Annotated in this window: 22 protein-coding genes; 17 read left to right on the forward strand and 5 right to left on the reverse strand. The window is 40.5% G+C overall.

The annotated features are described in order from the left end of the window. Window positions 1-65: 65 nt before the first annotated feature. From ACZ9AO_RS01150 to ACZ9AO_RS01200, 11 genes are all read left to right on the forward strand, one after another. Window positions 66-278 (forward strand): twin-arginine translocase TatA/TatE family subunit, encoded by a 213-nt coding sequence (locus tag ACZ9AO_RS01150; protein WP_034312740.1) that lies wholly within the window; start codon window positions 66-68, stop codon window positions 276-278. A 149-nt stretch (window positions 279-427) separates the two neighbouring features. Beyond that, entirely contained in the window at window positions 428-1,129 is a 702-nt protein-coding gene (gene tatC, locus ACZ9AO_RS01155; RefSeq protein WP_476108469.1) for a twin-arginine translocase subunit TatC, read from the forward strand. 545 nt (window positions 1,130-1,674) lie between these two features. Continuing rightward, entirely contained in the window at window positions 1,675-2,307 is a 633-nt protein-coding gene (locus ACZ9AO_RS01160) for a YitT family protein (RefSeq protein ID WP_476108249.1), read from the forward strand. Window positions 2,308-2,674: 367 nt separating this feature from the next. Beyond that, window positions 2,675-4,081, forward strand: a complete 1,407-nt coding sequence (locus ACZ9AO_RS01165) for an amino acid permease (protein WP_476108250.1) — start codon at window positions 2,675-2,677, stop codon at window positions 4,079-4,081. A gap of 166 nt (window positions 4,082-4,247) precedes the next feature. Next, the gene (locus ACZ9AO_RS01170; RefSeq protein ID WP_476108251.1) at window positions 4,248-4,703 is read left to right on the forward strand and encodes a hypothetical protein; all 456 of its coding nucleotides are present in this window, start codon (window positions 4,248-4,250) and stop codon (window positions 4,701-4,703) included. A gap of 70 nt (window positions 4,704-4,773) precedes the next feature. Next, window positions 4,774-5,604, forward strand: a complete 831-nt coding sequence (gene phnX, locus ACZ9AO_RS01175) for a phosphonoacetaldehyde hydrolase (RefSeq protein ID WP_476108252.1) — start codon at window positions 4,774-4,776, stop codon at window positions 5,602-5,604. 174 nt (window positions 5,605-5,778) lie between these two features. Beyond that, window positions 5,779-7,542: a sulfoacetaldehyde acetyltransferase gene (gene xsc, locus ACZ9AO_RS01180; RefSeq protein ID WP_476108253.1), complete on the forward strand. Its 1,764-nt coding sequence runs from the start codon at window positions 5,779-5,781 to the stop codon at window positions 7,540-7,542. A 144-nt stretch (window positions 7,543-7,686) separates the two neighbouring features. Continuing rightward, window positions 7,687-9,039: an aminotransferase gene (locus ACZ9AO_RS01185; RefSeq protein WP_476108470.1), complete on the forward strand. Its 1,353-nt coding sequence runs from the start codon at window positions 7,687-7,689 to the stop codon at window positions 9,037-9,039. Between the two features lie 152 nt (window positions 9,040-9,191). Then, the gene (locus ACZ9AO_RS01190; protein ID WP_476108254.1) at window positions 9,192-9,947 is read left to right on the forward strand and encodes a PIG-L family deacetylase; all 756 of its coding nucleotides are present in this window, start codon (window positions 9,192-9,194) and stop codon (window positions 9,945-9,947) included. A gap of 26 nt (window positions 9,948-9,973) precedes the next feature. Further along, window positions 9,974-11,026 carry a YeiH family protein gene (locus ACZ9AO_RS01195; protein WP_251539137.1) on the forward strand — a complete coding sequence of 351 codons (1,053 nt, stop codon included), beginning with the start codon at window positions 9,974-9,976 and terminating at the stop codon, window positions 11,024-11,026. 251 nt (window positions 11,027-11,277) lie between these two features. After that, a complete protein-coding gene (locus ACZ9AO_RS01200) occupies window positions 11,278-11,985 on the forward strand; it encodes a GntR family transcriptional regulator (RefSeq protein ID WP_034312712.1) in 708 nt (235 codons plus the stop codon). Window positions 11,986-12,182: 197 nt separating this feature from the next. On the opposite strand, the gene ACZ9AO_RS01205 is transcribed toward ACZ9AO_RS01200, so the two are convergent. Then, complete coding sequence (locus ACZ9AO_RS01205; protein ID WP_476108471.1) at window positions 12,183-12,671, reverse strand: divergent PAP2 family protein; 489 nt, start codon at window positions 12,669-12,671, stop codon at window positions 12,183-12,185. Between the two features lie 304 nt (window positions 12,672-12,975). On the opposite strand from ACZ9AO_RS01205, the gene ACZ9AO_RS01210 reads away from it, so the two are divergent. Together ACZ9AO_RS01210 and ACZ9AO_RS01215 are read left to right on the forward strand one after the other, a co-directional pair. Continuing rightward, the gene (locus ACZ9AO_RS01210) at window positions 12,976-13,329 is read left to right on the forward strand and encodes a hypothetical protein (RefSeq protein WP_251539609.1); all 354 of its coding nucleotides are present in this window, start codon (window positions 12,976-12,978) and stop codon (window positions 13,327-13,329) included. Window positions 13,330-13,358: 29 nt separating this feature from the next. Continuing rightward, window positions 13,359-14,627 (forward strand): erythromycin esterase family protein, encoded by a 1,269-nt coding sequence (locus ACZ9AO_RS01215; protein ID WP_476108255.1) that lies wholly within the window; start codon window positions 13,359-13,361, stop codon window positions 14,625-14,627. A 367-nt stretch (window positions 14,628-14,994) separates the two neighbouring features. On the opposite strand, the gene ACZ9AO_RS01220 is transcribed toward ACZ9AO_RS01215, so the two are convergent. Continuing rightward, complete coding sequence (locus ACZ9AO_RS01220) at window positions 14,995-15,435, reverse strand: GNAT family N-acetyltransferase (RefSeq protein WP_476108256.1); 441 nt, start codon at window positions 15,433-15,435, stop codon at window positions 14,995-14,997. Window positions 15,436-15,557: 122 nt separating this feature from the next. On the opposite strand from ACZ9AO_RS01220, the gene ACZ9AO_RS01225 reads away from it, so the two are divergent. Then, window positions 15,558-16,010, forward strand: coding sequence for a MarR family winged helix-turn-helix transcriptional regulator (locus ACZ9AO_RS01225; protein WP_048682413.1), 453 nt, complete (start codon window positions 15,558-15,560; stop codon window positions 16,008-16,010). 52 nt (window positions 16,011-16,062) lie between these two features. Here the strand turns inward: ACZ9AO_RS01225 and ACZ9AO_RS01230 are convergent, their stop codons facing one another. The 3 genes from ACZ9AO_RS01230 to ACZ9AO_RS01240 are packed head-to-tail and all read right to left on the reverse strand — an operon-like array spanning window position 16,063 to window position 20,119. After that, window positions 16,063-17,922 carry an ABC transporter ATP-binding protein gene (locus ACZ9AO_RS01230; RefSeq protein ID WP_476108257.1) on the reverse strand — a complete coding sequence of 620 codons (1,860 nt, stop codon included), beginning with the start codon at window positions 17,920-17,922 and terminating at the stop codon, window positions 16,063-16,065. Then, window positions 17,919-19,643, reverse strand: coding sequence for an ABC transporter ATP-binding protein (locus ACZ9AO_RS01235; RefSeq protein ID WP_476108258.1), 1,725 nt, complete (start codon window positions 19,641-19,643; stop codon window positions 17,919-17,921). The genes ACZ9AO_RS01230 and ACZ9AO_RS01235 overlap by 4 nt, the downstream gene beginning before the upstream one ends. After that, a complete protein-coding gene (locus ACZ9AO_RS01240) occupies window positions 19,640-20,119 on the reverse strand; it encodes a MarR family winged helix-turn-helix transcriptional regulator (RefSeq protein ID WP_252297810.1) in 480 nt (159 codons plus the stop codon). Before ACZ9AO_RS01240 ends, ACZ9AO_RS01235 begins: the two co-directional genes overlap by 4 nt. 542 nt (window positions 20,120-20,661) lie before the next feature. On the opposite strand from ACZ9AO_RS01240, the gene ACZ9AO_RS01245 reads away from it, so the two are divergent. From ACZ9AO_RS01245 to ACZ9AO_RS01255, 3 genes are all read left to right on the forward strand, one after another. After that, a complete protein-coding gene (locus ACZ9AO_RS01245; RefSeq protein ID WP_476108259.1) occupies window positions 20,662-21,657 on the forward strand; it encodes a thiamine pyrophosphate-dependent dehydrogenase E1 component subunit alpha in 996 nt (331 codons plus the stop codon). Window positions 21,658-21,669: 12 nt separating this feature from the next. Further along, window positions 21,670-22,653 (forward strand): alpha-ketoacid dehydrogenase subunit beta, encoded by a 984-nt coding sequence (locus ACZ9AO_RS01250; RefSeq protein ID WP_048682397.1) that lies wholly within the window; start codon window positions 21,670-21,672, stop codon window positions 22,651-22,653. A gap of 426 nt (window positions 22,654-23,079) precedes the next feature. Continuing rightward, the gene (locus ACZ9AO_RS01255) at window positions 23,080-24,003 is read left to right on the forward strand and encodes a DMT family transporter (protein WP_251539148.1); all 924 of its coding nucleotides are present in this window, start codon (window positions 23,080-23,082) and stop codon (window positions 24,001-24,003) included. The last annotated feature ends 56 nt before the right edge of the window (window positions 24,004-24,059 follow it).

The following is a 24,059-nucleotide window of genomic DNA, read 5'->3' on the forward strand; positions in this document are numbered from 1 at the left end:
AATCCTTATGATGCTTGACAGGAATATAGCGAAGAAAAATGAGAAGATCAAAGGAGTGAGTAAGAATGCTTTCAAATATAGGAATACCCGGTTTGGTGATTGTCCTTGTGATTGCACTGATTATTTTTGGACCGTCCAAACTGCCGGAAATAGGCCGTGCATTTGGCCGGACATTGTCCGAATTCAAAAGTGCAACCAAAGGATTGGTGAATGATACAGAAAAAGAAGAAGAAAACGAGAATAAAGCTGCATTAAGAGCTGTTAAAAAAGAGGGATGAAGTAAATGAGATAGAGCGGGCGGAAAGACTCGCCTGCTTCTTTTCATGAGAAGGGTTAGAGGCGGAGGCGCTATTTGCAAAATGGCAAATAATATGTCTAAAAAGGGGGAGTGAAAGTGGAGAGTAAGGATTTACACGTTATTGAGCATATGGAGGAACTCCGAAGCAGAATCATTAAAACACTGATAGGCTTTGTGGCTTTTTTCATAATAAGCTTCATATTCGTACAGGATATTTATAATTTACTTATTAAAGATTTGGAAGGAAAGCTTGCCGTGCTCGGCCCAAGTGAGATCCTATGGGTATATATGATTATCGCTGGGGTTTGCGCAATTGCTGCAACGATTCCGTTAGCGGCCTATCAGTTATGGCGCTTTGTGGCTCCAGCTTTGAAACCGGAAGAGAGAAGAGTTACATTTCGCTTCATACCCGGACTGTTCATTCTATTCATCACAGGTATCTCATTTGGATATTTTGTGTTGTTTCCAATAGTGCTGGGTTTCCTAACTTCCCTATCGGCCGGGCAGTTCGAGATGATGTTCACTGCGGAAAAGTATTTTCGTTTCATGATTAATTTGATCTTACCTTTCGGAATTTTATTCGAGATGCCGCTTGTGGTCATGTTCCTGACCAGATTAGGCATCATCAATCCAGCAGTGTTGAAAAAGTCTCGCAAGATTTCTTATTTCGTCCTGGTCATCATCTCGATCCTGATTACGCCTCCAGATATAATTTCGGACATTTTGGTTATCGTCCCTTTGCTTGTGCTTTATGAAGTGAGTGTACAGCTGTCCAATATGGTTTATCGCAAAAGGCTTATGAAAGATGAGTCAGCATTATCCGTGACATGAAAAGGATATTCACAGCCTATTGAAAGTAACATTTCTTGGGAAATAATTAATGGAACAATAAAAAGCTGAGGGGGCCCCCTCAGCTTTTTATTGTGGGATAATACTTTTTGGGAATGATTAGGGGGTATGGTTTGCATTTGCCTTCTAACCAATGTGATTATGTAAGGGGACGTAGTTTTACTATCTATGTAAAAGCCTTCTACTTGTCTAACCCTGAGGAATTTTAATCATTTAAATTAAAGGTTTTGGGGTTTCAAGGTAATCACAAGTTACATGTACAGAAACTCTGCAATGTCTAAATGATTATGTAGTAGACATGAACATCTTCAAGTTTTAAGGGGGATGTTTTATTTTTTTATTTTGAAGGAGAGAGGATTCTGGTTAGCGAATAATTGTAATCACTTGAACAGAAAAATGGATTCTTCGTATTAGCATTCCAAAATATCGAAAGGTGAAAGGTTCGAATCTTATTATCGTTCAAGTATAAATATATATTTAGGGGGGAAAGAGCATCATAAAAATATCGAACAGGATGGTGAGAATGTATGAAGGATTTATTGAAAATTATCGCAGGAAACATTTCCATGACCTTTGCCTATGCTTATTTAATCGTTCCCAATGAAATCATCAATGGAGGGGTAACTAGCTCGGCATTATTATTGAATGCGTTATTGGGTTATAACATTGCCATGCTCGCCAATTTGGTTACAGGATTACTGTTAATCTTTTGTTTAGTTTTTCTAGGGAAAGAGTACTTCTTTAAGTCGATCGTAAGTTCCCTTAGCTATATGGTTTTTTTTAATTTTTTTTATTCATTGAACATTCAGTTTGATATGAATATCGTTTTAGTGATTTTCATTTCGTCGATTTTGATAGCGATAGGATATTATTTATGTATAACTGCAAATGCCTCCACTGTTGGCTTTGACGTGATTGCCTTAATTTTACATCACAAAAATGAAAAAATAGATATTGCTGCGACAATAAGGATTATTAATCTTATCGTACTGATATTGGGCCTTCTGGTTTATGGTTATGCATCGATTGTTAAGGGAATTGCTTTTACATTGCTTTTTTCATATCTTTTAAAGAAAATGCTGGATAGGAAGCAGAATGCAGTAAAGTCAGCAACGGAAAGTGTATTGGATGAAACACCAAAGGTAAATGAAATAAAATAACTAAAATTGCAGACTTAATGGACACCGTTTTTTATTTGAAAATTTTTAATTTGTTATCTAAATATTCTGATTTTTAAATTGACTTTAAAAAAATCAGAGTGTATTATACACATAGAAAGTGGTACTAACATCATGACGTAGTGATGTTAGATTCGCTTCGCATTTCAAAATAGCCTTAAGGAAGGAGGACTAGTGATATAGAATCTTAAGTTCATAGCGTCATACCCTGTGTTGTTTGAAAATGCATGTTTCCAGTTCCCACTATCTTTGTGAAAGTGTAAAGGACAGGCAGCTGAAAAGCCTGCTTTACATTCAAGTAGCGATTATCTTAGTTGATTCCCCAAATTATTGAAAGTTGGTGGAGGGTATGAAACATCAACAGGAAGAACTGAAACCAGGTCTGAAACAAAGACATTTAACGATGATATCTTTGAGTGGTGTCATAGGCGCTGGTTTATTCGTAGGAAGCGGTATCATTATTGGTCAAACAGGCCCCGGGGCGATATTATCATATGTTTTGGCAGGCTTGATCGTTGTGTTAGTCATGAGGATGCTTGGGGAAATGGCCACAGTGAATCCCAATACTGGATCTTTTGCGGTTTATGCAAGAGAGGGGATAGGTGAATGGGCCGGTTTTACAACAGGTTGGTTATATTGGTTCTTTTGGGTTATCGTAATTGCTTTGGAAGCAACGGCTGGAGCAGCAATCATTCACAGCTGGCTTTCTTCCGTTCCCGTCTGGGTCATAAGTCTATCATTGATCATCCTATTGAAAATGACGAATATTTTTTCCGTAAAATCGTTTGGTGAGTTCGAATACTGGTTTTCAATCATTAAAATAATCAGTATAATACTATTCTTATGCCTGGGGGTGGCCGTGATATTAGGGTTTATCCCAACGATAAAACCACCTGGCACTTCCAATCTTTTAAACTTTGGCGGGTTTATTCCAAATGGTCTAAGTTCTGTGCTTGTTGGTGTCGCAATCGTTTTTCATGCATTTGTTGGAGTGGAGATTCCAGCGATTGCCGCGGGTGAAACCAGTGATCCAGTTAAATCAGTTAGAAGTGCATTGAATAGTGTGGTTTGGCGAATCCTGATTTTCTATATTGGGTCCATCGCCATTCTAGTGACGCTATTACCATGGAATTCGGCTTCTTTGCTGAAAAGTCCATTTGTTGCCGTACTTGAAATGCTGGGAATCCCTTCTGCTGCCCTGATCATGAATATAGTGATTCTCATTGCATTGCTATCTTGTTTGAATTCGGGATTATATACGAGTTCACGCATGTTATTTTCACTTGCACAAAAGGGTGACGCCCCAAAGCTATTTTCTAAAGTGAGCAAGAACGGTGTCCCTATATTTGCTGTAGTCGGCTCTACTATATTCGCCTTTATCAGCACCATTTTCAGTTATGTTTCACCTGATAAAATCTTTTTCTTTTTAGTGAATTCCTCGGGCGGGGTCGGAATTCTTGTTTATCTGGCCATTGCGGTTTCCCATCTCCGATTAAGGAAGAGAATGGAGAAAGAGAATCCCGGAATATTCAAGATCAAGATGTGGTTATTCCCGTATTTGACTTATGCAACCATCATTTCCATGATTTCAGTGTTAATATTAATGGCTTTTATCGATTCGCAGCGTCCACAGTTCATCTTTACCATGCTATTTAGCTTGATCGTTATTTGTTCATTCTTTTTCATTCGGCGAAAAAAAGCGAAGTATTTGGAGAATGAATTTGCTTCTGGTTCCCCTAATTCTGAAAAGTTATAGCTTTGGCTCTACACCATTGGTTTAATTTAAGGTACTTCTATGGAATTCCTCAGAAAAAATTCTTCAATTCACTAATCAGCTAGAATATGATCCCCATAGAAAAAGAGAATTGTGCCTATAAGTGCTTGGTGCCAACTGTCTTTTAAATCATGAAGGAGGGGTTATGTTGAATGGTTTCCGTCTAATAACCGGTGGAGTTGTCCTTGGAGCCATATTGCTGTCAGGCTGCGGCAATTCAGCTGAACCTGACGATGCTCAACAAGAAAAAAGTCCAGTCATGAATGAAAATCCGGATTCAAATACGGGTGAAACCCAAAATGCGGAGGTCATTAAAAAAGGTGTCGGCGATGTGATTCAATCCATAAAAGGATTGGAATCAGAATTAAGTGCGGAAGCGGATCCAGAGAGAATTCAAAAAATGGGAAAAGAAATGAGTTCTGTTTGGGATTCGATAGAAAAGCAAGTGGAAGATGAATACCCGGATTGGTATGAAAGGATTGAGAAAAACCTTTACCCATTAATTGGGGAGTCAGGGAATCCGGAAAAGGACCTTGAAAAGATTAAACGACTCTCTGAAGCTACAAAGAAAGATTTACAGTTATTTTTGGAAGAAGTTAGTTGAATTCTCTTTATACCCTGGCTTAGCAAGTTTTGTGATTTTAGAGGAGGTAAGATGAGGAGGGGAGCATAGATTGGAAAGGGCAAAAGAATGCAAAGAGGTTCAAGCGGTGATATTCGATTGGGCAGGAACGACGGTGGATTATGGTTGTTTTGCACCAGTCCAAGCATTTGTCGAGATATTCAGGATAAGGGGGATTGATATTACCATTAAGGAAGCAAGGGAACCTATGGGTTTATTGAAAATGGATCATATTATGGAACTCCTGAAAATGAAACGAATCTCTAATTTGTGGAGTGCTAAATTCGGGAAAGAACCGGACGAAAGAGATCTAAATTCATTATATAAGGACTTTGAGGCTTTGCTTTTTAAAGTTATAAAGGATAACGCCAAGCCAATACCCGGCGTAATTGAATTAGTCAGCCGTTTAAGGGAGCAAGGAATAAAAATCGGTTCGACAACGGGGTATACTCGTGAAATGATTCATATTGTTAAAGAAGAGGCGGAAAAATGGGGCTATCAACCCGATTCCATCGTTGCGTCAACTGAAGTGCCCACAGGTAGGCCTGCTCCTTGGATGTGCTTTAAGACGGCGATGAATCTTCAAGTGTATCCACTCAGCAAAATTGTTAAAGTGGGTGATACGATCAGTGATATCAAAGAAGGCATTTCTGCGGGAATGTGGACTGTTGGCGTATTGAAAGGCGGCAGTGAAATCGGACTTTCAGAAGCAGAAATCAGTGAAATGGACCCTTATGATCTTCAAAAACGGATGAAAAATGCAGAAAACCGTTTTTTGAATGCAGGTGCCGATTTCGTAATTGATGAAATAGGTGATTTATTGGAGATCATCGATAGAATCAACTACAGATTGACTGAAAAAAAGGATATATTTATTGGTTAATAAAGAGTCAAATACATGTGTTAGTGCCTATGATGGACAGGGATTTTAAATTAATTCAAAATATTCTAATTATTTATTGACTGTTACGTCTAATGGTAGTATTATACATCTTATAACTGGTACGGACGTTGCAACGTCATTATCAGAAATAAATATAATTAAGGAGAATGTGCTATGGTCGAAACAAAAATGTTAAGAGGTACGAAAGTTAAAATGACACCAAGTGAAGCCATCGTTGAGACATTAGTGGCTGAGGGAGTTAAACATATTTCGGGAATTTTGGGATCTGCATTCATGGATATGCTTGATTTATTGCCAACTGCAGGCATTCGTTTCATTGGTGTCCGCCATGAACAAAGTGCAGCACATATGGAAGATGCCTATTGTCGTGTCTCTGGTGTTGCAGGAGTTGTCATCGGGCAAAACGGACCTGGAATGACGAATATGGTCACCTCTGTCGCAGCGGCCAATCAAGCTCATACTCCAATGGTGGTCATATCACCTTCAGCCGGTACACCAACAGTTGGATGGGATGGTTTTCAGGAATGCGATCAGGTTTCCATCTTCAAGGCAATCACGAAAGAGACGGTTAGAGTGACACACCCAGGCCGGGTCGCTGATTGCCTTAGGACAGCATTTCGGATTGCCTATGCCGAGAGGGGACCGGTTTTATTCGATATCCCTCGTGATTACTTCTATGGTGAAGTGGAAGATCAAATACTTCAACCACATCAATATCGCGTGGATGAAAGGGGCTGCGGGTCTTCTGAATCCTTGGATAGAGCGGCAGAAATTTTAGCCGAGGCACAGTATCCGGTGATCATTTCCGGTAGGGGAACGGTTGATTCAGATGGCATTGAGGAAATTAAGAATATGGCAGAATATTTAACGGCTCCGGTAGCTGTCTCATATATGCATAATGATGCTTTTCCTGCTGATCATCCATTGTCAGTCGGCCCAATCGGTTACATGGGTTCAAAGGCTGCCATGAATACACTTAAGAAAGCGGACGTCATATTGGCGGTAGGCACAAGATTATCGGTATTTGGAACGCTACCATGCTATGACATTGATTATTTCCCTAAAGATGCGCAAATCATCCAAATTGATATTAACCCAAGGCAAATAGCTAGGACGCACCCTGTGGAAGTGGGGATCATCGGAGATGCCCGCGAAGCGAGTCGTGAAATCTTGAAACGGTTGAAGGCTAATAAACCAAACCTAAAACAAGAAAAAGAGCGGATAGTAGAAGTTACGAATGAAAAACAAAAATGGGAAGAAGAATTGGTGAATCTTGCGATGATCGATGGAACCCCGATCAATCCGCGTCGGGCCCTATTGGAATTGACAAAAGTGTTGCCAGAAAATGCCATCGTTACTACAGATATCGGTAATGTATCTTCAACTGCAAACGCTTACTTGAAATTCAATCAGGGACGCAGGCATATCGCTGCGCTTACATTCGGGAATACTGGATTTGCTTACCCATCCGCACTAGGTGCCAAATTAGCTGAGCCGAATACGCCTGTTATAGCCATTGTTGGAGATGGCGCGTGGGGCATGAGCTTACATGAAGTGAGTACGGCTGTTGAAGAAAACATACCGGTCATAGCATGTGTCTTCAATAATAATGCTTGGTGCGCAGAGAAAAAGAATCAGGTCGATTTTTATAATAACCGTTTTGTAGGGGCCGATATCCAAAATCCTGATTTTGCAGAAGTTGCCCGATCAATGGGTGCTGTAGGTATTAGGGTGGAAAAAGCAGACGAGTTAGGCGCTGTCATTGAAAAAGCAATAAAATCAAACAGACCGACTGTCATTGATATACAAGTGGATGGAACACAATTGGCTCCGCCATTTAGAAAAGATGCATTAAAAATGCCTACTAGATTATTAGAAAAATATTCTCATTTAGATCATAAAAACTGGGATAAATAAGAAAAGGTGATAGGACAGCTGCGATGACTTGATGAACGATTTGGGTCATCGCACCATCACCAATTCGCTTTAAAAGGTCTGTAACAGCATGGGAACTTAACTTAGTTGCATTCAATGAAAAATAAGGGGGTTTCAAAAGTGAAGATGGAAACTGAAACGAAAGACCTTGTTCAAATGGATAAAGACCATTTATGGCATGCGATGCATCGCTATAATGAGAAGGATGCTCCCATGATGGCTACAGAAGGATCCGGCTCATGGTTCACAGATAATAAAGGGGATAAATATTTAGATGGTGTCTCAGGATTATGGTGCTTGAACCTTGGTCACGGACGAAAAGAGATTGCCCAGGCAGCCTATGAACAAATGATTAACTTATCTTACTTCCCTTTAACATTAAGTCATAGGCCGGCAATCGAATTATCTGCAAAAATAAGTGAACATTTAAAGGGCCCTTATACAACTTTTTTTACGAACAGCGGCTCTGAGGCGAATGAGACAGCTTTTAAAATAGCCAGGCAATATCATTCCCAAAATGGAAATCAGGGTAAATACAAGTTCATCTCAAGGTATAGAGCTTATCATGGCAATACTTTTGGCGCTCTCAGTGCAACTGCACAGGCTAATCGGAGAGTGAAATATGATCCGGCGGTTCCAGGTTTCCTGCATGTTCCACCCCCGTACAGTTATCGAAGCCCGTTTGGGGAAAACGTTGAAAACTCCGATTTGCTTGCAGCTGAATATATCGATCAGGTCATTAACTTTGAAGGAGCTGAAACGGTAGCGGGTGTTATCCTTGAACCATTCATCTCTGGTGGCGGGGTCCTTATTCCTTCAAAAGAATACTTAACAAGGGTTTCGGAAATCTGTAAGAAGCATGATGTTCTATTAATTGTGGATGAAGTGGTTTCAGGTTTTGGAAGAACCGGAAAAATGTTTGGGTTCATGCACTCAGATGGGGTTCAACCGGATATTGTTACGATGGCAAAGGGTTTGACCAGCGGTTATCTTCCACTTGGAGCAACGGCAGTGAATTCCAGGATTTATGAGAAGTTCAAAGACAACGGAAATTTAAATCATTTCAGGCATGTGTCAACATATGGAGGCCACCCTGCATCTTGCGCAGTTGCGCTAAAGAACATTGAAATCTTGGAAAATGAAAACATCGTTCAACGAGTATCTGAACTTAGTGAATCGACACTTAGCGCGCTCTTTGAATTGACAGCCCTGGATAAAGTAGGGGAAGTTCGGGGAGTTGGGTTTTTATATGGCATTGAATTAGTGGAAGATAAAAAGACAAAAACGCCTGTTTCCGAAGAGCTCATGGGTAAAATAATCGGGGCTTGCAAGGCAAAGGGTCTTATCATCGGACGTAATGGTGATACGGTTCCTGGATATGGTAATGTACTCATCATTGCACCGCCTTTATCTTCGACCGTTGAAGATTTACGCTTTGTCATAGAAACGGTTAAATCCGTTTTATGTGAATTATGCTAATCAAAAAGAGGATAAGGTATAGGGTGCTATCTATATAGAAGAAAAAAATGAAGATGGGCATGATATGTCTAGCTGATTTGACATCCATGTCCATTTTTTCATAATGAGTCTAACAGTGTGGTAAAACTGGGGAATCCAAAACAGGAGGAAATATGCAATCACAACAAAGGTTATTGGTGGTTCTGGCACATCCCGATGATGAGTCATTCCTGTGTGGGGGAACCATTGCTAAAATGTCTGAGCGAGGTGTTCAGATAACTTTACTATGTGCGACAAAAGGCGAAATGGGCAGACGAATGGGAAATCCCATTGTAACAACAAGGGAGGCATTGCCAGAACTAAGGGTGGAGGAGTTAAAAAGAGCTTGTGAAGAATTGGGGATCAGTGACCTGCGATTTTTAAACGTAAGGGATAAAACGATTGAATTTGAAAGCTTCGATTTATTGGCGGAGAGAATCGTAAAGGTGATTCGTGAAGTTCAACCGGATGCACTAATTACATTCCATGAGAAATACGGGGGGCATCCAGACCATTGTGCGATTGGCCGTGCTGCCGCATTTGCTTTCTTAAACTCCGGTGATCCCGATTTTTATCCAGATCCATTATTTCCAGCTATTAAGGTTCATAGTTTGTACTTTGTCCTTTGGCATGCTTTTTATGATGAATGGTTAAAGGAAAACGGGCCGGGCAGTGTCACAGAAGTCAATATAGCAGGGACTTTAAAGAAAAAAATCCGTGCCTTAAGGTCACATCGTTCCCAGACTTTAGCGGTTCCTGAATTGTGGACAAATCAAAATCCAGGCTTGCCTTTTTTAAAGGAATACGAGTATTTTATCAAAGGGAATTCACTTCCTAATCTAGAAGAAACCGATTTTTTCAAACGATTGAAAGGATGGGATGATATTTAGTTTATCTGGAAAGGGGGAAGGAATGTATGGAATTAGAAAAATATGAGCCATTGGAAGAAACACCTCTGGTGCAGCAAAACCCACTTCAAAATAAGGTGCTTTTGTGGCTGAGCGGTATCGCTTTCACTTTTTTCATTGCCCTCTTAGGCTTGGGGCTGTCGAAGATTTCAGGATTCGATCGAATCGGTCCACTTGCATGCTCGATCATCATTGCCGTGATTTATCGTCAAATTGCGGGATATCCAGAAAAGTTCCGGACGGGAATCGAATTTTCCGCAAAAAAACTTTTGCGTTTTGCCATTATTTTATACGGATTGAAATTAAATATCGATGTGATTTTCAATCAGGGACTGCCATTATTGGTACGTGACATAGGGACAGTAACATTCGCCATAGTCGTGATGGTCCTGATTGCAAAGTGGATTAAGGCAGATTCTTCCATTTCCCTTCTTCTTGCTGTAGGAACCGGGATATGCGGTGCAGCAGCCATCGCGGCAATATCTCCAATCGTGAAAGCGAAGGAAGAGGATACAGCCATAGGCGTCGGGATAATCGCTTTAATGGGAACCCTTTTCTCCATTGTTTATACACTTTTACGTCCGATCCTTCCGCTATCTGCTTTGGATTATGGAATCTGGTCTGGGATCAGTCTTCATGAAATCGCCCATGTTGCTTTGGCAGGAGCACCGGCTGGTGAAGATGCGCTAGCGATTGCACTCCTCGCCAAATTGGGCCGTGTCTTTTTACTCATCCCTTTATGTTTCATTTTTATGTATTGGATGAAAAAGCGAACATCCGGGAAAATGGGCCATGATGCCAAAATTGATTTTCCATGGTTCCTCGTTGGTTTTATAATCATGAGCCTAATAGGAAGTTATGTGTTTGGAAGTTACATTACGGTTTCACCTCTCGTAATGGATGGCATTTCCAAAGCTACTACATTTATATTGACTATGGCCATGATCGGTCTTGGACTGAATGTTAGCCTGCAGGCACTGCGAACAAAAGCCATGCGTCCTCTTTTGGCCATGACCATTACCTCTTTGCTGCTTTCCATAATTTCGTACTTTATCATTTAATATATAAGCTTTCATATATGCCTGAAAATGTGATGAAGGTTGCATATAGGATAAGCCCTGAATACAAAGAGCTATTCAGGTTTTTTTTATTCACTCGAAGAAAAACGGTATATGAACGCTGGGAACTCAACATAATCCTAATTTAAGGGAAAAATTGAACGCTGGCATGTTTGAATATTATAACTATTTGGTTTACAATATAAGAACTGATACGAACATTACGATGTCTTTTTCTGTTTGGAGGAAATTTTATGGAGCTAGACTTTAAAAATCCAATCCCTTTACATGCTCAATTGAAAACCATATTGGAAAATCAAATTTTGGAAGGTTATTATAAAGACAAAATCCCGAGTGAAAGGGAACTGATGGATATGTATTCTGTCAGCAGGAGCACTGTACGGGAAGCCGTTTCCATCCTGGTTCGTGAGGGAATATTGGAAAAGAGGCATGGGAAGGGAACGTTCGTCTCCCTTAAACCTGTGCAAGAATGGCTTAAGATGATAAGTTTTACGGAAACCACTAAAAGCATGGGGATTAAACTGCTAGATCATGGCCGTGTAATGACACCTGAAAATATAGCTGATGCAAATGGGTTTGAGGATGAATCTTACCATATTAAAAGGCTGCGGTTACAGGGGGATGTCCCAATAGCCATTGAATTGCATTATTATTCTTTGGACCTAGGAAAAAAATTGACGAAATTCGATTTAAGTACAACCGTATTGTATGATGCACTCGAAGGTGAATTAAACATTGACTTTTGTGAAGCGGAACAAATCATAACCTGCGGCTTTCCAACAAAAGAAGATGCAGAACATTTGGGTATAGCCGAAACGATGTGCTTACTGATTACAGAACGAATGATTTTTGATTCTGATGGTAACTTAGTAGAATATTATAAAGGGTTATTCCGATCGGATATGTATTCATTCGCAATGAAAATGTCCCGGAAGAATTGAATTACGCATAAAATGACCTAAGCCTTTCTAAGAAGCAGAGAGGCTTAGGTCATTTTCAAATCTACCGGATCCAATAATACGATTTTTGGAGAGTATGCCGATGTTAATGATATAGGCATGTTTTAAAATAACCTATTGTTATATTCAAATTATGTACTTACCTCAAGAGCTAAAGGATTAAGGCTTGCCCACCGTTTTCAGCCGTTCGGTTTTGAGGGCTTGCCATCCTCGAATTTAGCCGAAATAAGACCAAGGGCAACTCCCAGCAACGCACCTGCTCCCACTTCCACAGGCTGATGTCCGAGTAGTTCATTCAGTTCCTTTTCACGCTCAACATACTCAAAGCTCGGAAACTCTCCGGAAAATTTGGCCATATTATCTTCAAGATCATTCACGAGCTTAGCGATTTCGCCTGTATGGCGGCGAATCCCCTGAGCATCGTACATCACAATCACGCCAAAAACTGTCGCAAGCGATGTTTCCGTATGCAGCCATCCTTTATTCGCTGCCACATACGATGCCAGGGCGGCCACTCCCGCAGAGTGCGAACTAGGCATGCCACCTGTTGTGAAAGCCTGTTTTGAGTCCCACTTTCCCGTCAGCTTATAATGCGTTAAAATTTTCAGCCCTTGCGCAATGCCAATCGCCGACAACGCCGTTAAAATTCCCCGATTCATCTTTTCCATGAGCAACTCCTCCACTCCAGACCAGTCCAACCCAACCCAATCCGGGAATTTATCTTCCCTCTTTTGATACCCCAAAAATATTTTTTATATGCACAGTTCCATGATGAATGAATCATGATATCACTTTTTGCTGTGTTCGAGTTCAGTTGAATCATCATATCCGAGGTGGATTCAGGCTTGTTTTTTACGGAAAAGGTCACTATTTCATATTAATATTTATAGGATGGGAACCTTAAGGAAAATATATAACGGAAGATAGTTAACATGGTTTTAAGGTGGCAATGGAATGAACAAGATCAAGGATATGAATCCGAAAGAGACAAAAAAGATCATGACGGTAACCGAGAGAATGTCTTTCACAAAAAACTTCAGGTCCGCTACTGCAGAAGAATGGTTCGTTTTCATACCTGGCTTCAATGATCCAGGTACAGGGGGAGCTGCTGGAAAGGCTATAGTTCACTACAATCTATATGGAAACAAAGATATGTTCATTAACACCACGGTCATACTGGATGACCCTGTTCTATTTGAGGAAGAAAATTTTCAGCTGGTTTACTCTATTTGTGATGAACTTATAAATCGTCTAGTGGGATACGCTGATACTTTACTGTCCGTACACGCAGGTTCCAATTCTTATAATGCCGAGTACAAACGATAATGTTCGTAAGATAACAAGGAGGATAAACGGTGAAACATAATCTTGTTCAGTCAATAGTCGAACAATCAGTCATGCTTACAAGTGAAGCAGATTGGGATAAGCTCATTCAACAAGTTCATAATGCAAAATTTGTTTTGCTGGGTGAGGCATCACATGGGACATCCGAGTTTTACACGGCCCGAGTTGAAATAACAAAAAAGCTGATTCAAGAAAAAAGGTTCACCTTTGTAGCCGTTGAAGGCGATTGGCCCGCTTGCCAGGCAATAAATAGGTATGTTAAAGGCTATGACCTAGTGACTAAATCCGCAAAGGATGTGCTAAAAAGTTTTGACCGCTGGCCGATCTGGATGTGGGCAAACGAGGAAATGATGGACCTGATTGAATGGATGAAAGAATACAATGAGTCTGGACAAAATCAAATGAAAGTTGGATTTTATGGAATAGATATCTACAGTCTTTGGGAATCCATGGATGAAGTTATCCGTTACTTAAAACAAATTGATTCAACTGACCTTGAAGCTGCCAGACAGGCGTTCACTTGTTTTGAGCCATTCAATCGGAATAATGAGGAGTACGCAGTTTCTGCAGGAATTTTTTCGGAAGACTGTATAGAGGAAGTAGCCAAATTACTGACGACTATTCAACGAAAAAAAGAAAAATACCCCCATCACGAAGAATTGAATTTGAATCTTCAAGTAAATGCATTGGTAGCATACAATGCCGAAAATTATTACAGGACCATGGTCGTCCATGATGATAGATCATGGAATATTCGGGATATGCATATGGTTGATGCACTTAATGAAATTATGGATTTTTACGGCTCTGAAGGCAAGGCTATTGTATGGGAACATAATACCCATGTTGGTGACGCCAGCGCTACTGATATGAAGGATTCCGGGATGATTAATGTCGGCCAGGTCATTCGAGAGCAAAATCCGACTGAAGATGTATTTATCACAGGTTTCGGAACCTATAGAGGAACTGTTATAGCAACAGAGGAGTGGGGCATGGATTTTGAAATAAAAACAGTACCCCCGGCAATGAAGGGAAGTTGGGAGGAGGCGATGCACCTTTCGGGGGCTTATGATAAGTTGCTCATTTTCACCGATGAAAATCGTCAGCTATTCCAAGGCAGGATTGGACACCGGGCGATTGGTGTTGTATACAGACCAGAATATGAACAATATGGTAACTATGTACCTTCTGTAATGTCAGATAGATACGATGCTTTTATTTATATTGATGAAACCCAGGCCCTTCACCCGCTCGTTCAAGAAAAAGCACCCGTTCTGTAATAAAAAGACGAAGCCGTTTATGTTATAAACGGCTTCGTCTTTATGTTCGTGTATATCTCTCATAAAATGCAAAATATACTGACCAAAGACTGTGATGGTCGCGTGGATTTTGGGGTTACATGTAAATCTGAAACTTGTAAACCAAACTTTCCTTTTATTTAGAAGAGTTGGAAAGGGTGGGATAAGGGACACTTTTTATGTGTGTCCCTTATCCGGGGTATAATTCACAATACAAAGTTAATAGATTAATCATTCTATTCTTTGCCCTTTTAAAAGAGAATTGTCTGTTGGATGGTTAAAGAACAACCTAGTGTTAATAGTATGATCCCCATCAAAGGTTGCTTTTTGTTCTACTCACATTTAACACTTATTCGTTAACCAATTCCTTTATCATTAATAGATGTGGACCGCCATCTTCCATAAAGACATCGGATGAAGTCCGATAGCCGAGTTTTTTATAAAAGCCCTCTGCCTGTGTTTGCCCATGTAATTTAACCTGAGTAATACCTTGTTCCTTTGCAATTTCTTCCAACGTTTTAAGTATTATTTTCCCGAGACCAAATTTGCGGTAAGGCTCCAAGATACAAATTCTCTCCAATTTACCTAACCCATCAACAACTCTTAATCTTCCAGTTCCGACTGGCTTTTCATTATAATAGACTAATATGTGTTCAGATAAAGCATTAAGTGTATCGTATTCATCAAATTCAGTTTCTAATAGGAAACCTTGTTCCTCGACAAATACTTCTTTTCTGATATGAAAGGCAATTTTTAAATCATTTTCAGTAGTTATTCTTTTTGAATCCAATGTTCTTCATCCCTTTTCTAGATTTATTTAAAAAGACAAGTCATAATAAATGTATATCCTATTTTAGTATAAATGAAATTATTTTTGTTGTAAATACAACAAAAAGGTCAGGGGCTTTTTGTATGAAGGAAATACTCCGTGAAATTGGAATGATAGCAAGGGCATTGGACTCTATAAGTAATATCGAATTTAAAGAATTTGACCTAACAAAAGGGCAGTATTTGTATCTTGTTCGAATATGTGAAAACCCAGGTATCATTCAGGAAAAGTTAGCAGAAATGATAAAGGTAGACCGAACGACAGCAGCTCGTGCCATTAAAAAACTTGAAATACAAGGGTTAATCGAGAAGAAAAATGATGAGGAAAACAAAAAAATTAAAAAGCTATATGCAACCGATAAAGGTGAAAAGGTCTATCCTTATTTGAAAAAAGAAGGGGAGTATACTGACAAGGTAGCGTTATCTGGATTTTCTTTGGAAGAAACGGAAACGATGCTTCATCTTCTTCAAAGGGTTAGAAAAAATATTGAGGTAGATTGGGAATTTGTGAAAAAGGGAAATAAAAGGGGGTATTGATACATTATAAAAAAGAGGCTCGACTCCGTTTCGGAATTGAGCCTCTTTCTTATTATCCAGCTACATTTTCAGTGAACTGACTATTGTATAGCTCTGCATAGAAACCATTCTCCTTTAAAAGGTCTGAATGCGTTCCTTTCTCTATCACTTTTCCTTGATCCATAACAAGAATCAAATCTGCATCCTTAATCGTTGAGAGACGATGGGCAATGACAAAGCTGGTTCTTCCTTCCATCAGTCGGTTCATGGCCTTTTGGATAAAGACTTCTGTCCGAGTGTCCACACTAGATGTCGCTTCATCCAATATCATGATTGGCGGATCTGCTAGAACAGCCCGGGCGATTGTCAAAAGCTGCTTTTGGCCTTGTGAAATGTTCGAAGCTTCTTCGTTTAAGATTGTTTCATAACCATCTGGCAGTGTCCGAATGAAATGGTCGGCATGTGCCGTGCGAGCAGCTGCAAAAATTTCTTCATCAGTTGCTCCATTTTTGCCATAAGCGATATTTTCTTTAATCGTACCATTAAAGAGCCAGGTATCTTGAAGTACCATACCAAAATTCTTTCGAAGATCATTACGTGACATATTCCGTGTATCAAGACCATCAATCGTAATCTTTCCGCCATTGAGTTCATAAAATCTCATCAAGAGATTTATCATGGTCGTTTTTCCAGCACCAGTCGGTCCAACGATTGCAACCGTCTGTCCAGGCAGGACATCAATGTTCATATCTTCAATTAACATTTCTTCCCCATATCCAAAGTCCACATGTTCAAAAGAGACAGCACCATTTGCCCTTTTTATATTAACTGTGGTTTGTTCTTTCATTTCCTCTTCTTCATCAAGTAGTTCAAAAACACGCTCAGCGGCTGCAACCGTCGACTGAATAATGTTAGCGATGTTAGCCGTTTGTGTGATTGGCTGGGTGAACTGCTTTGAATATGTGATGAATGCTTGAATGTCACCAATTGAAATCGAACGCTGCGTTACCAATATTCCGCCGACAACGCTGATGATGACATAGCTCAAATTTCCGATAAAGAACATTACGGGCATGATGATACCCGATATAAATTGGGCTTTGCTTCCCGCTTTATACAATTCTTCATTAACTTCAGTAAACTGGGCACTCGCCTTTTTTTCATATCCAAATGCTTTAACGACTTGATGGCCGGTATATATCTCTTCAATGTGGCCATTTAATTGTCCGAGTTTACGCTGTTGATCGGCAAAATGTTTTTGGGATCTTTTTAAAATAGGCCGGATTGCAAATATTGACAAAGGTAAGCTGATTATCGAGATTAAAGTCAATAACGGGCTTATCGAAAGCATCATGATGATAATCCCCACAATCGTTACGATTGATGTTATGAATTGCGTTAAGCTTTGCTGAAGTGTGCTCCCGATTGTATCAATATCATTTGTCATTCGGCTAAGTGTTTCACCGTTTGGACGTCCTTCAAAGTATTTGAGTGGAAGTTTCTCGAGCTTTTTGTTCACATCTTCCCGAAGGTCATATACCGTGTCTTGTGCAACACTTGACATAATGTATTGTTGTACATAGTTGAAAAGGCTGCTTAAAGCATAAAGTCCGGCAAGGAGTAGAAGGATCTGGCCAATTTTATCAAAGTTAATTGCTGCTCCTGGTATTCCCTGGAACTTTCCATATGCTCCTTCGAATAATTCTGTAATTGCATTTCCCATGATCTTCGGTCCTACAATCATAAAAATCGTACTCATGATTGCAGCGAAGAACACGGAAATCAATTTGTTGCGCCTCGGTTTTAAATAGGTCAATAGGCGTTTTAGTGTTCCTTTAAAATCTTTTGCTTTTTGACCCATCATCATCATGTTACCGCCACCAGGACCATGCCCGACCTGACCGCCGCCTTGAGGTTTCTTTTGATTACTCATGCAATTTCCTCCTCTGTAAGCTGTGATAAGGCAATTTCACGGTAAATGTCGTTTGTACTAAGCAACTCTTGGTGTGTTCCCATGCCTACAATGTGGCCTTCGTCTAACACAATGATTCGGTCAGCGTCCACGACAGTACTGACACGCTGGGCAACGAGTAGGACCGTCGAATTTTTCGTTTCATCTTTCAGGGCTGCGCGAAGGTTGGCATCCGTCTTGTAGTCCAGTGCAGAAAAACTATCATCGAATATATAAATATCCGGTTTTCGAATGAGTGCCCTTGCAATCGAAAGCCGTTGTTTTTGCCCTCCTGATAGGTTTGAACCGCCTTGATCGATTTCTGCCTCATAGCCGCCTTTCATGTTGCTGATAAAATCCTCCGCTTGCGCGATCCGAGCGGCATGCTCAACTTCATCTTGTGTGGCTGTTTGTTTTCCAAAGCGAATGTTTTCAGAGATAGTTCCTGTAAAGAGGGAGGCCTTTTGTGGTACAAAGCCAATTTTTGAACGAACTTCATCTTGTGATGACTTACGAATATCAACACCATTGACGCGAATCGTTCCGCTTGAAATATCATAGAAGCGAGGGATCAAATTGACAAGCGTCGTTTTCCCGGAACCAGTTCCACCGATTATTGCGGTGATTTCACCAGGACTTGCAGAAAAACTAATATCCGATAATGCAGGTTCTTCTGCTCCTGGGTAACTGAACGTAACATGTTCAAATTCAAGGGTACCGTGTACACGATCTGCCTTTTCTGTCCCCTCATCCAGGAATGAAGGTTTCATTTCAAGGACTTCGTTTATCCTTGTTGCCGACACGGCAGCGCGTGGAACCATAACGAACATCATGGAAGCCATAACGAGAGCGAACATAATTTGCATAACGTATTGGATAAATGCCATTAAGTCCCCGATTTGCATACCGCCGTTATCAATACGGACTCCACCAAACCAAATGATACCAACAACCGTCAAGTTCATGACAAGCATCATAACAGGCATCATGAAGGCCATGATTTTATTGACTTTGATTGAGATATCCGTTAATTCTTTATTCGCTTTCTTTAGACGTTCTTTCTCTTGTGTTTCACGATTGAAGGCACGAATGACGCGAATACCAGTTAAATTTTCCCGTAATACAAGGTTCAACCGGTCTAATCGTTTTTGCACCGTTTGAAAGAGCGGCACACCTTTATATAGAATAAGCAAGATTGACCCAATCAAAAAAGGCATTGTGACAACAATGACAAGTGATAATTTTGCATCCATGGATACGGCCATGATTACTCCGCCGATTAACATGATAGGTGCACTGATAACCATACGAAGCATCATGATAACCACTTGCTGGACTTGTGTTATATCATTGGTCGTTCGTGTAATCAATGAAGCCGTACCGACTTCATCAAATTCTTGTAACGAAAACTTTTCAACGTGATTAAAGACCTTCAGGCGGAGATCGCGTCCCATTCCCATTGCCGCTTTGGACGAATAGTAACTTGCGATTATGGATGCACAAGCGCCAAGTGCGGAAACCAACAGCATAAAACCACCGATTTTCCAAATATAAGAAGTGTCTCCTCGAACTACGCCTTTGTCAATAATATCAGCCATTAGTGTAGGCAAAAAGAGGTCCGACATGGACTGAATAAAGACCAGACCGATAACTGCTAAAATAATCCACTTATATACGGATAAATTTTTCAGTATTTTTATCATTTTGTACACTCTCCCTGTTCGGTTGCTTGTGCTTCTAAAATGTTTGTAATTTGCAGATGCGTTTTTAGCAACTCTTCAAACTGTTCTTCGGAAAGCATTTCAATGGCCGTTTGAAAGACTTGGTGAATGCTTCCTTCGTGAAAATGAATCGTTTTTAATAAATTTTTCCCCTTATCGGTGATTGACAATTGAATCTCACGCCGGTTGCCCTCCACATGCTCACGATGGAGCATGCCTCCGCGGACTAGACCATCGACCGCTTGGCTCAAGGTGCTTTTTGGAAGAAATGTTTTCTCCCCGACATTTTTTTGGGAGGTCTCTTTGTAAAGGGTAATGGTCATCAAAATGGAATATTGAGGAACTGTTAATCCATTTTCTGCGGCTGTCTTTTGAACGAACCGCATGATATTTTTCTGTACGTTCCAAAATGAACGCAATAGTTGTACGGAACGCATTAATTGTTTTTCATTCTCCACTCAACATCACCATTCTTTCTGTATTGAACTGTTCCATTTCGAACATTTAATTTTATGAATCATTTTAATTTACAGCTATTCTTCCGCTTAGTCAACAAATTAAATAACTTCAACCCACCGGCTTTTATCTAGTCTTGGTGCGTATATGGAAATGAGTTAAAGTCAGGTCAGGCCAAAACTGTTAAACCCATTGTATTTTTGTTAAAGAAAGGTTTTCTCGTGAAAACAACGATACAAAGTGAAATTAACTTGAAAATGTGAGATGAAAAGTGGTAGGATAATATTGCATTGAGTTAGTACCAGGTAATAATAGTAGATGATAACGCATTTGAGGGTGTTAAATGGCAAGCATGCATACATAAAAGAGCTTTCCCTTCCTTAGATACATAACAGGATTTAAGTTTGCGAGATAAACAAACAGCTAATAAGAAAGGTTAGTAATTTGTGATATATAGACGCATTTTTATATTGGGTGACAGCGTGAGGAGAACATTCCGGTTTTAACAGAAAACCGTTTTAATTATTAGGAGGGATGATGACATATGGTTGAAAACCGCCATCTACAGGCAGGTCTTAGTGATGAGCAGGTGCTTGAGATGTATAGAATTATGTTGTTGGCAAGAAGAGTGGATGAACGGATGTGGCTGTTGAACAGATCTGGAAAAATTCCATTTGTCGTTTCTTGTCAAGGGCAAGAGGCAGCTCAAGTGGGTGCAGCATTTGCGTTGAATCGTGAAAATGATTATGTCCTTCCTTATTATAGGGATCTAGGAGTGGTGCTCGCGTTTGGGATGACCGCCAGGGATTTAATGTTATCCAGTTTTGCCAAGGCAGAAGATCCAAATTCAGGCGGGCGTCAAATGCCTGGGCATTTTGGGCAAAAAAAGAATCGAATCGTGACGGGATCTTCGCCAGTTACGACTCAAGTGCCACATGCAGTGGGGATTGCACTCGCTGCAAAAATGGAAGGAAAAGATATTGTTTCATTCGTTACATTCGGTGAGGGTTCATCAAACCAAGGTGATTTTCATGAAGGAGCGAATTTCGCAGGTGTACATAAACTTCCGGTCATCTTGATGTGCGAGAATAATCAGTATGCCATTTCCGTCCCTATTGAAAAGCAATTGGCTTGCGGGAAAGTGTCCGACCGGGCCATTGGTTACGGCATGCCAGGGGTGACGGTTGATGGAAATGATCCGATCGAAGTATACCGGGTGGTGAAAGAAGCTGCTGAGAGAGGAAGGCGTGGTGAGGGCCCAAGCTTAATCGAAACGATTTCATACAGGCTTACACCACATTCAAGCGATGATGATGATAGTCAATACAGGTCGCCTGATGAAGTATCGGAGGCAAAAAAAATAGATTCAATCATTACTTTTGGTGCCTATTTAAAAGCAGTGGGAATCATGGATGATCAAATGGAGAAACAATTGAACGAGGAAATAATGGAAGTTGTGAACGAAGCGACGGATTATGCGGAAAATGCTCCATTTGCAAATGAAGACACGCTCTCAAAATACGTTTACGCAGAAAGGTAAGGAGGAAAGAAGATGGCAGTGATATCTTATATAGATGCCGTGATAATGGCGATGCGGGAAGAAATGGAACGTGATTCCCGTGTATTTGTATTAGGTGAGGACGTAGGGGTAAAGGGCGGCGTGTTTAAAGCGACTTCAGGTTTATACGAACAATTCGGTGAACAGCGTGTCATTGATACACCGCTTGCTGAATCCGCAATCGCAGGAGTCGGCATCGGCGCGGCCATGTATGGAATGAGGCCGATTGCGGAAATGCAATTCGCTGATTTTATCATGCCAGCAATCAACCAAATCATTTCGGAAGCTGCAAAAATCCGTTATCGCTCCAATAATGACTGGCATTGTCCTATCGTCATCAGAGCTCCATACGGCGGTGGTGTACATGGGGCGTTATACCATTCACAATCCGTTGAAGCCATTTTTGCCAATCAACCGGGACTTAAAATTGTCATGCCCTCTACACCCTATGACGTGAAAGGGTTATTGAAAGCCGCCATTCGCGATGATGATCCGGTCCTTTTCTTTGAACATAAAAGAGCCTATCGCCTAATTAAAGAAGAAGTGCCGAATGATGATTATGTTTTACCGATTGGTAAAGCGGATGTAAAACGTGAAGGCGAGGACGTTACAGTGATTACTTATGGCCTTTGTGTTCATTTTGCGCTTCAGGCAGCTGAAAGGCTGGCCAGTGATGGCATATCCGTTCATATACTTGATTTACGAACCGTTTATCCATTAGATCAAGAAGCCATAATGGAAGCTGCATCTAAAACAGGAAAAGTCCTATTGATTACTGAAGATAATAAGGAAGGCAGCATCATTAGTGAAGTATCGGCGATCATTGCAGAAAACTGCCTCTTCGATCTTGATGCCCCAATCATGAGACTCGCGGGCCCGGATGTTCCTGCAATGCCATATTCACCATCATTAGAGAAATCATTCATGGTGAATCCTGAAAAAGTGGAAAAGGCACTGCGGGACCTGGCTGCCTATTAAATGGTCTGCATGGAGGAACGAACCTGTCGCATCCGTTAAAATTCCTGTTCATATTGGGATTGGTTTTAGAAATGAACGTAAGTCTAGCAACTATAAAAAGGTTGCCAGACTTTTTTTTTCGCTAAATAAATCATCTTTAGTGAATAATATTCCGTTGGATTACTCTGGATAGAGCATATAAAACTTAGTGATTTGTAAATATATATTATATTTAGAATGCGTGGTATCATATGGTAGGATGATGAATAATGGACAATTATCCAATAATAACCTATTAGATATGGTGTTTGAAAGTACATATTATGGATTTGTAATTGTCAAAGTCACGCAAAAATTCAATATATTAGCAATAGATATGGTGAATTTTTAGATGTTGAATGCAGGACAGTGATTGGCGAACATTGAAAGTGGCAAGGGGGGGAGATCATGCTTCGATTATACGGGGCTTTAATCGGCCTTAGTTTGATATGGGGTTTATCGTTTGTTTTTATGAAGTGGCTGCTACCGCCTGCGGGCATTTGGGGGATTGTATTTCTCCGCTGTTTGGCGGGTGCTGTTGTTCTGCTTCCCATCTTATGGTGGAAGCGCAGGGAAATCAATTGGAAATTGCCATGGAAAGCACTGGTCGTTGTCGGGATCTTCAATTGCGGATTAGCATGGGGATTAATACCTTTAAGTGAAACGGAGATTAACAGCAGCACGGCATCGATTCTAAATGCAACCACTCCGATCTGGACGGGGATCATCGGATTTATCATTTTTTCATACGTTCTAACCCCCCGACAATGGATGGGCATTCTAATTGGTTTCTTCGGAATTCTAGTATTGATGGATTTTCAAATCGGTCAGCTTTTCGGAAGGGAATTCATCGGGATTGGGACAATGCTGCTAGCGTCCATCTGTTATGGTTTTGCCGGTCATTTTACGAAAAGATTTCTTTCCAGTACCAGCATATTGATCATTACGACGTTTACGCTGCTCACGGGTGCCGTTATCGGTTTGATCGGGATGCTACTAACAGAGCCGTTTAAGCCAGTGATGCTGATGGAACCGCTGACGATTTTCGCCATAGTCGGACTTGGTTGCTTTGGCTCTGGGGTTGGCCAGCTGACCTATTTCTACATCAATAAAAATGGCAGCCCTGAGTTAGCCGCATCTGTTACATACCTTATTCCTGCTACCGCTATGGTTTGGGGGTATATCCTGCTTGGAGAAGCGATTAATCCTAATGTAATCATTGGCCTCCTGATTATTTTCGCAGGAGTTTATCTTTCCTCTAAGAGGTCAAAAGAAAATGATGGCACAAACTCTTCATCTGGAAAACAAGCTGATTTGCATCATGTAAAATAAGTAATTAAAACGAAATAGCCCTCACGTAAAGAGTTTGCTTTATGTTGGGGGCTTTC

It is taken from the genome of Peribacillus sp. TE19612 (genome assembly GCF_056279465.1).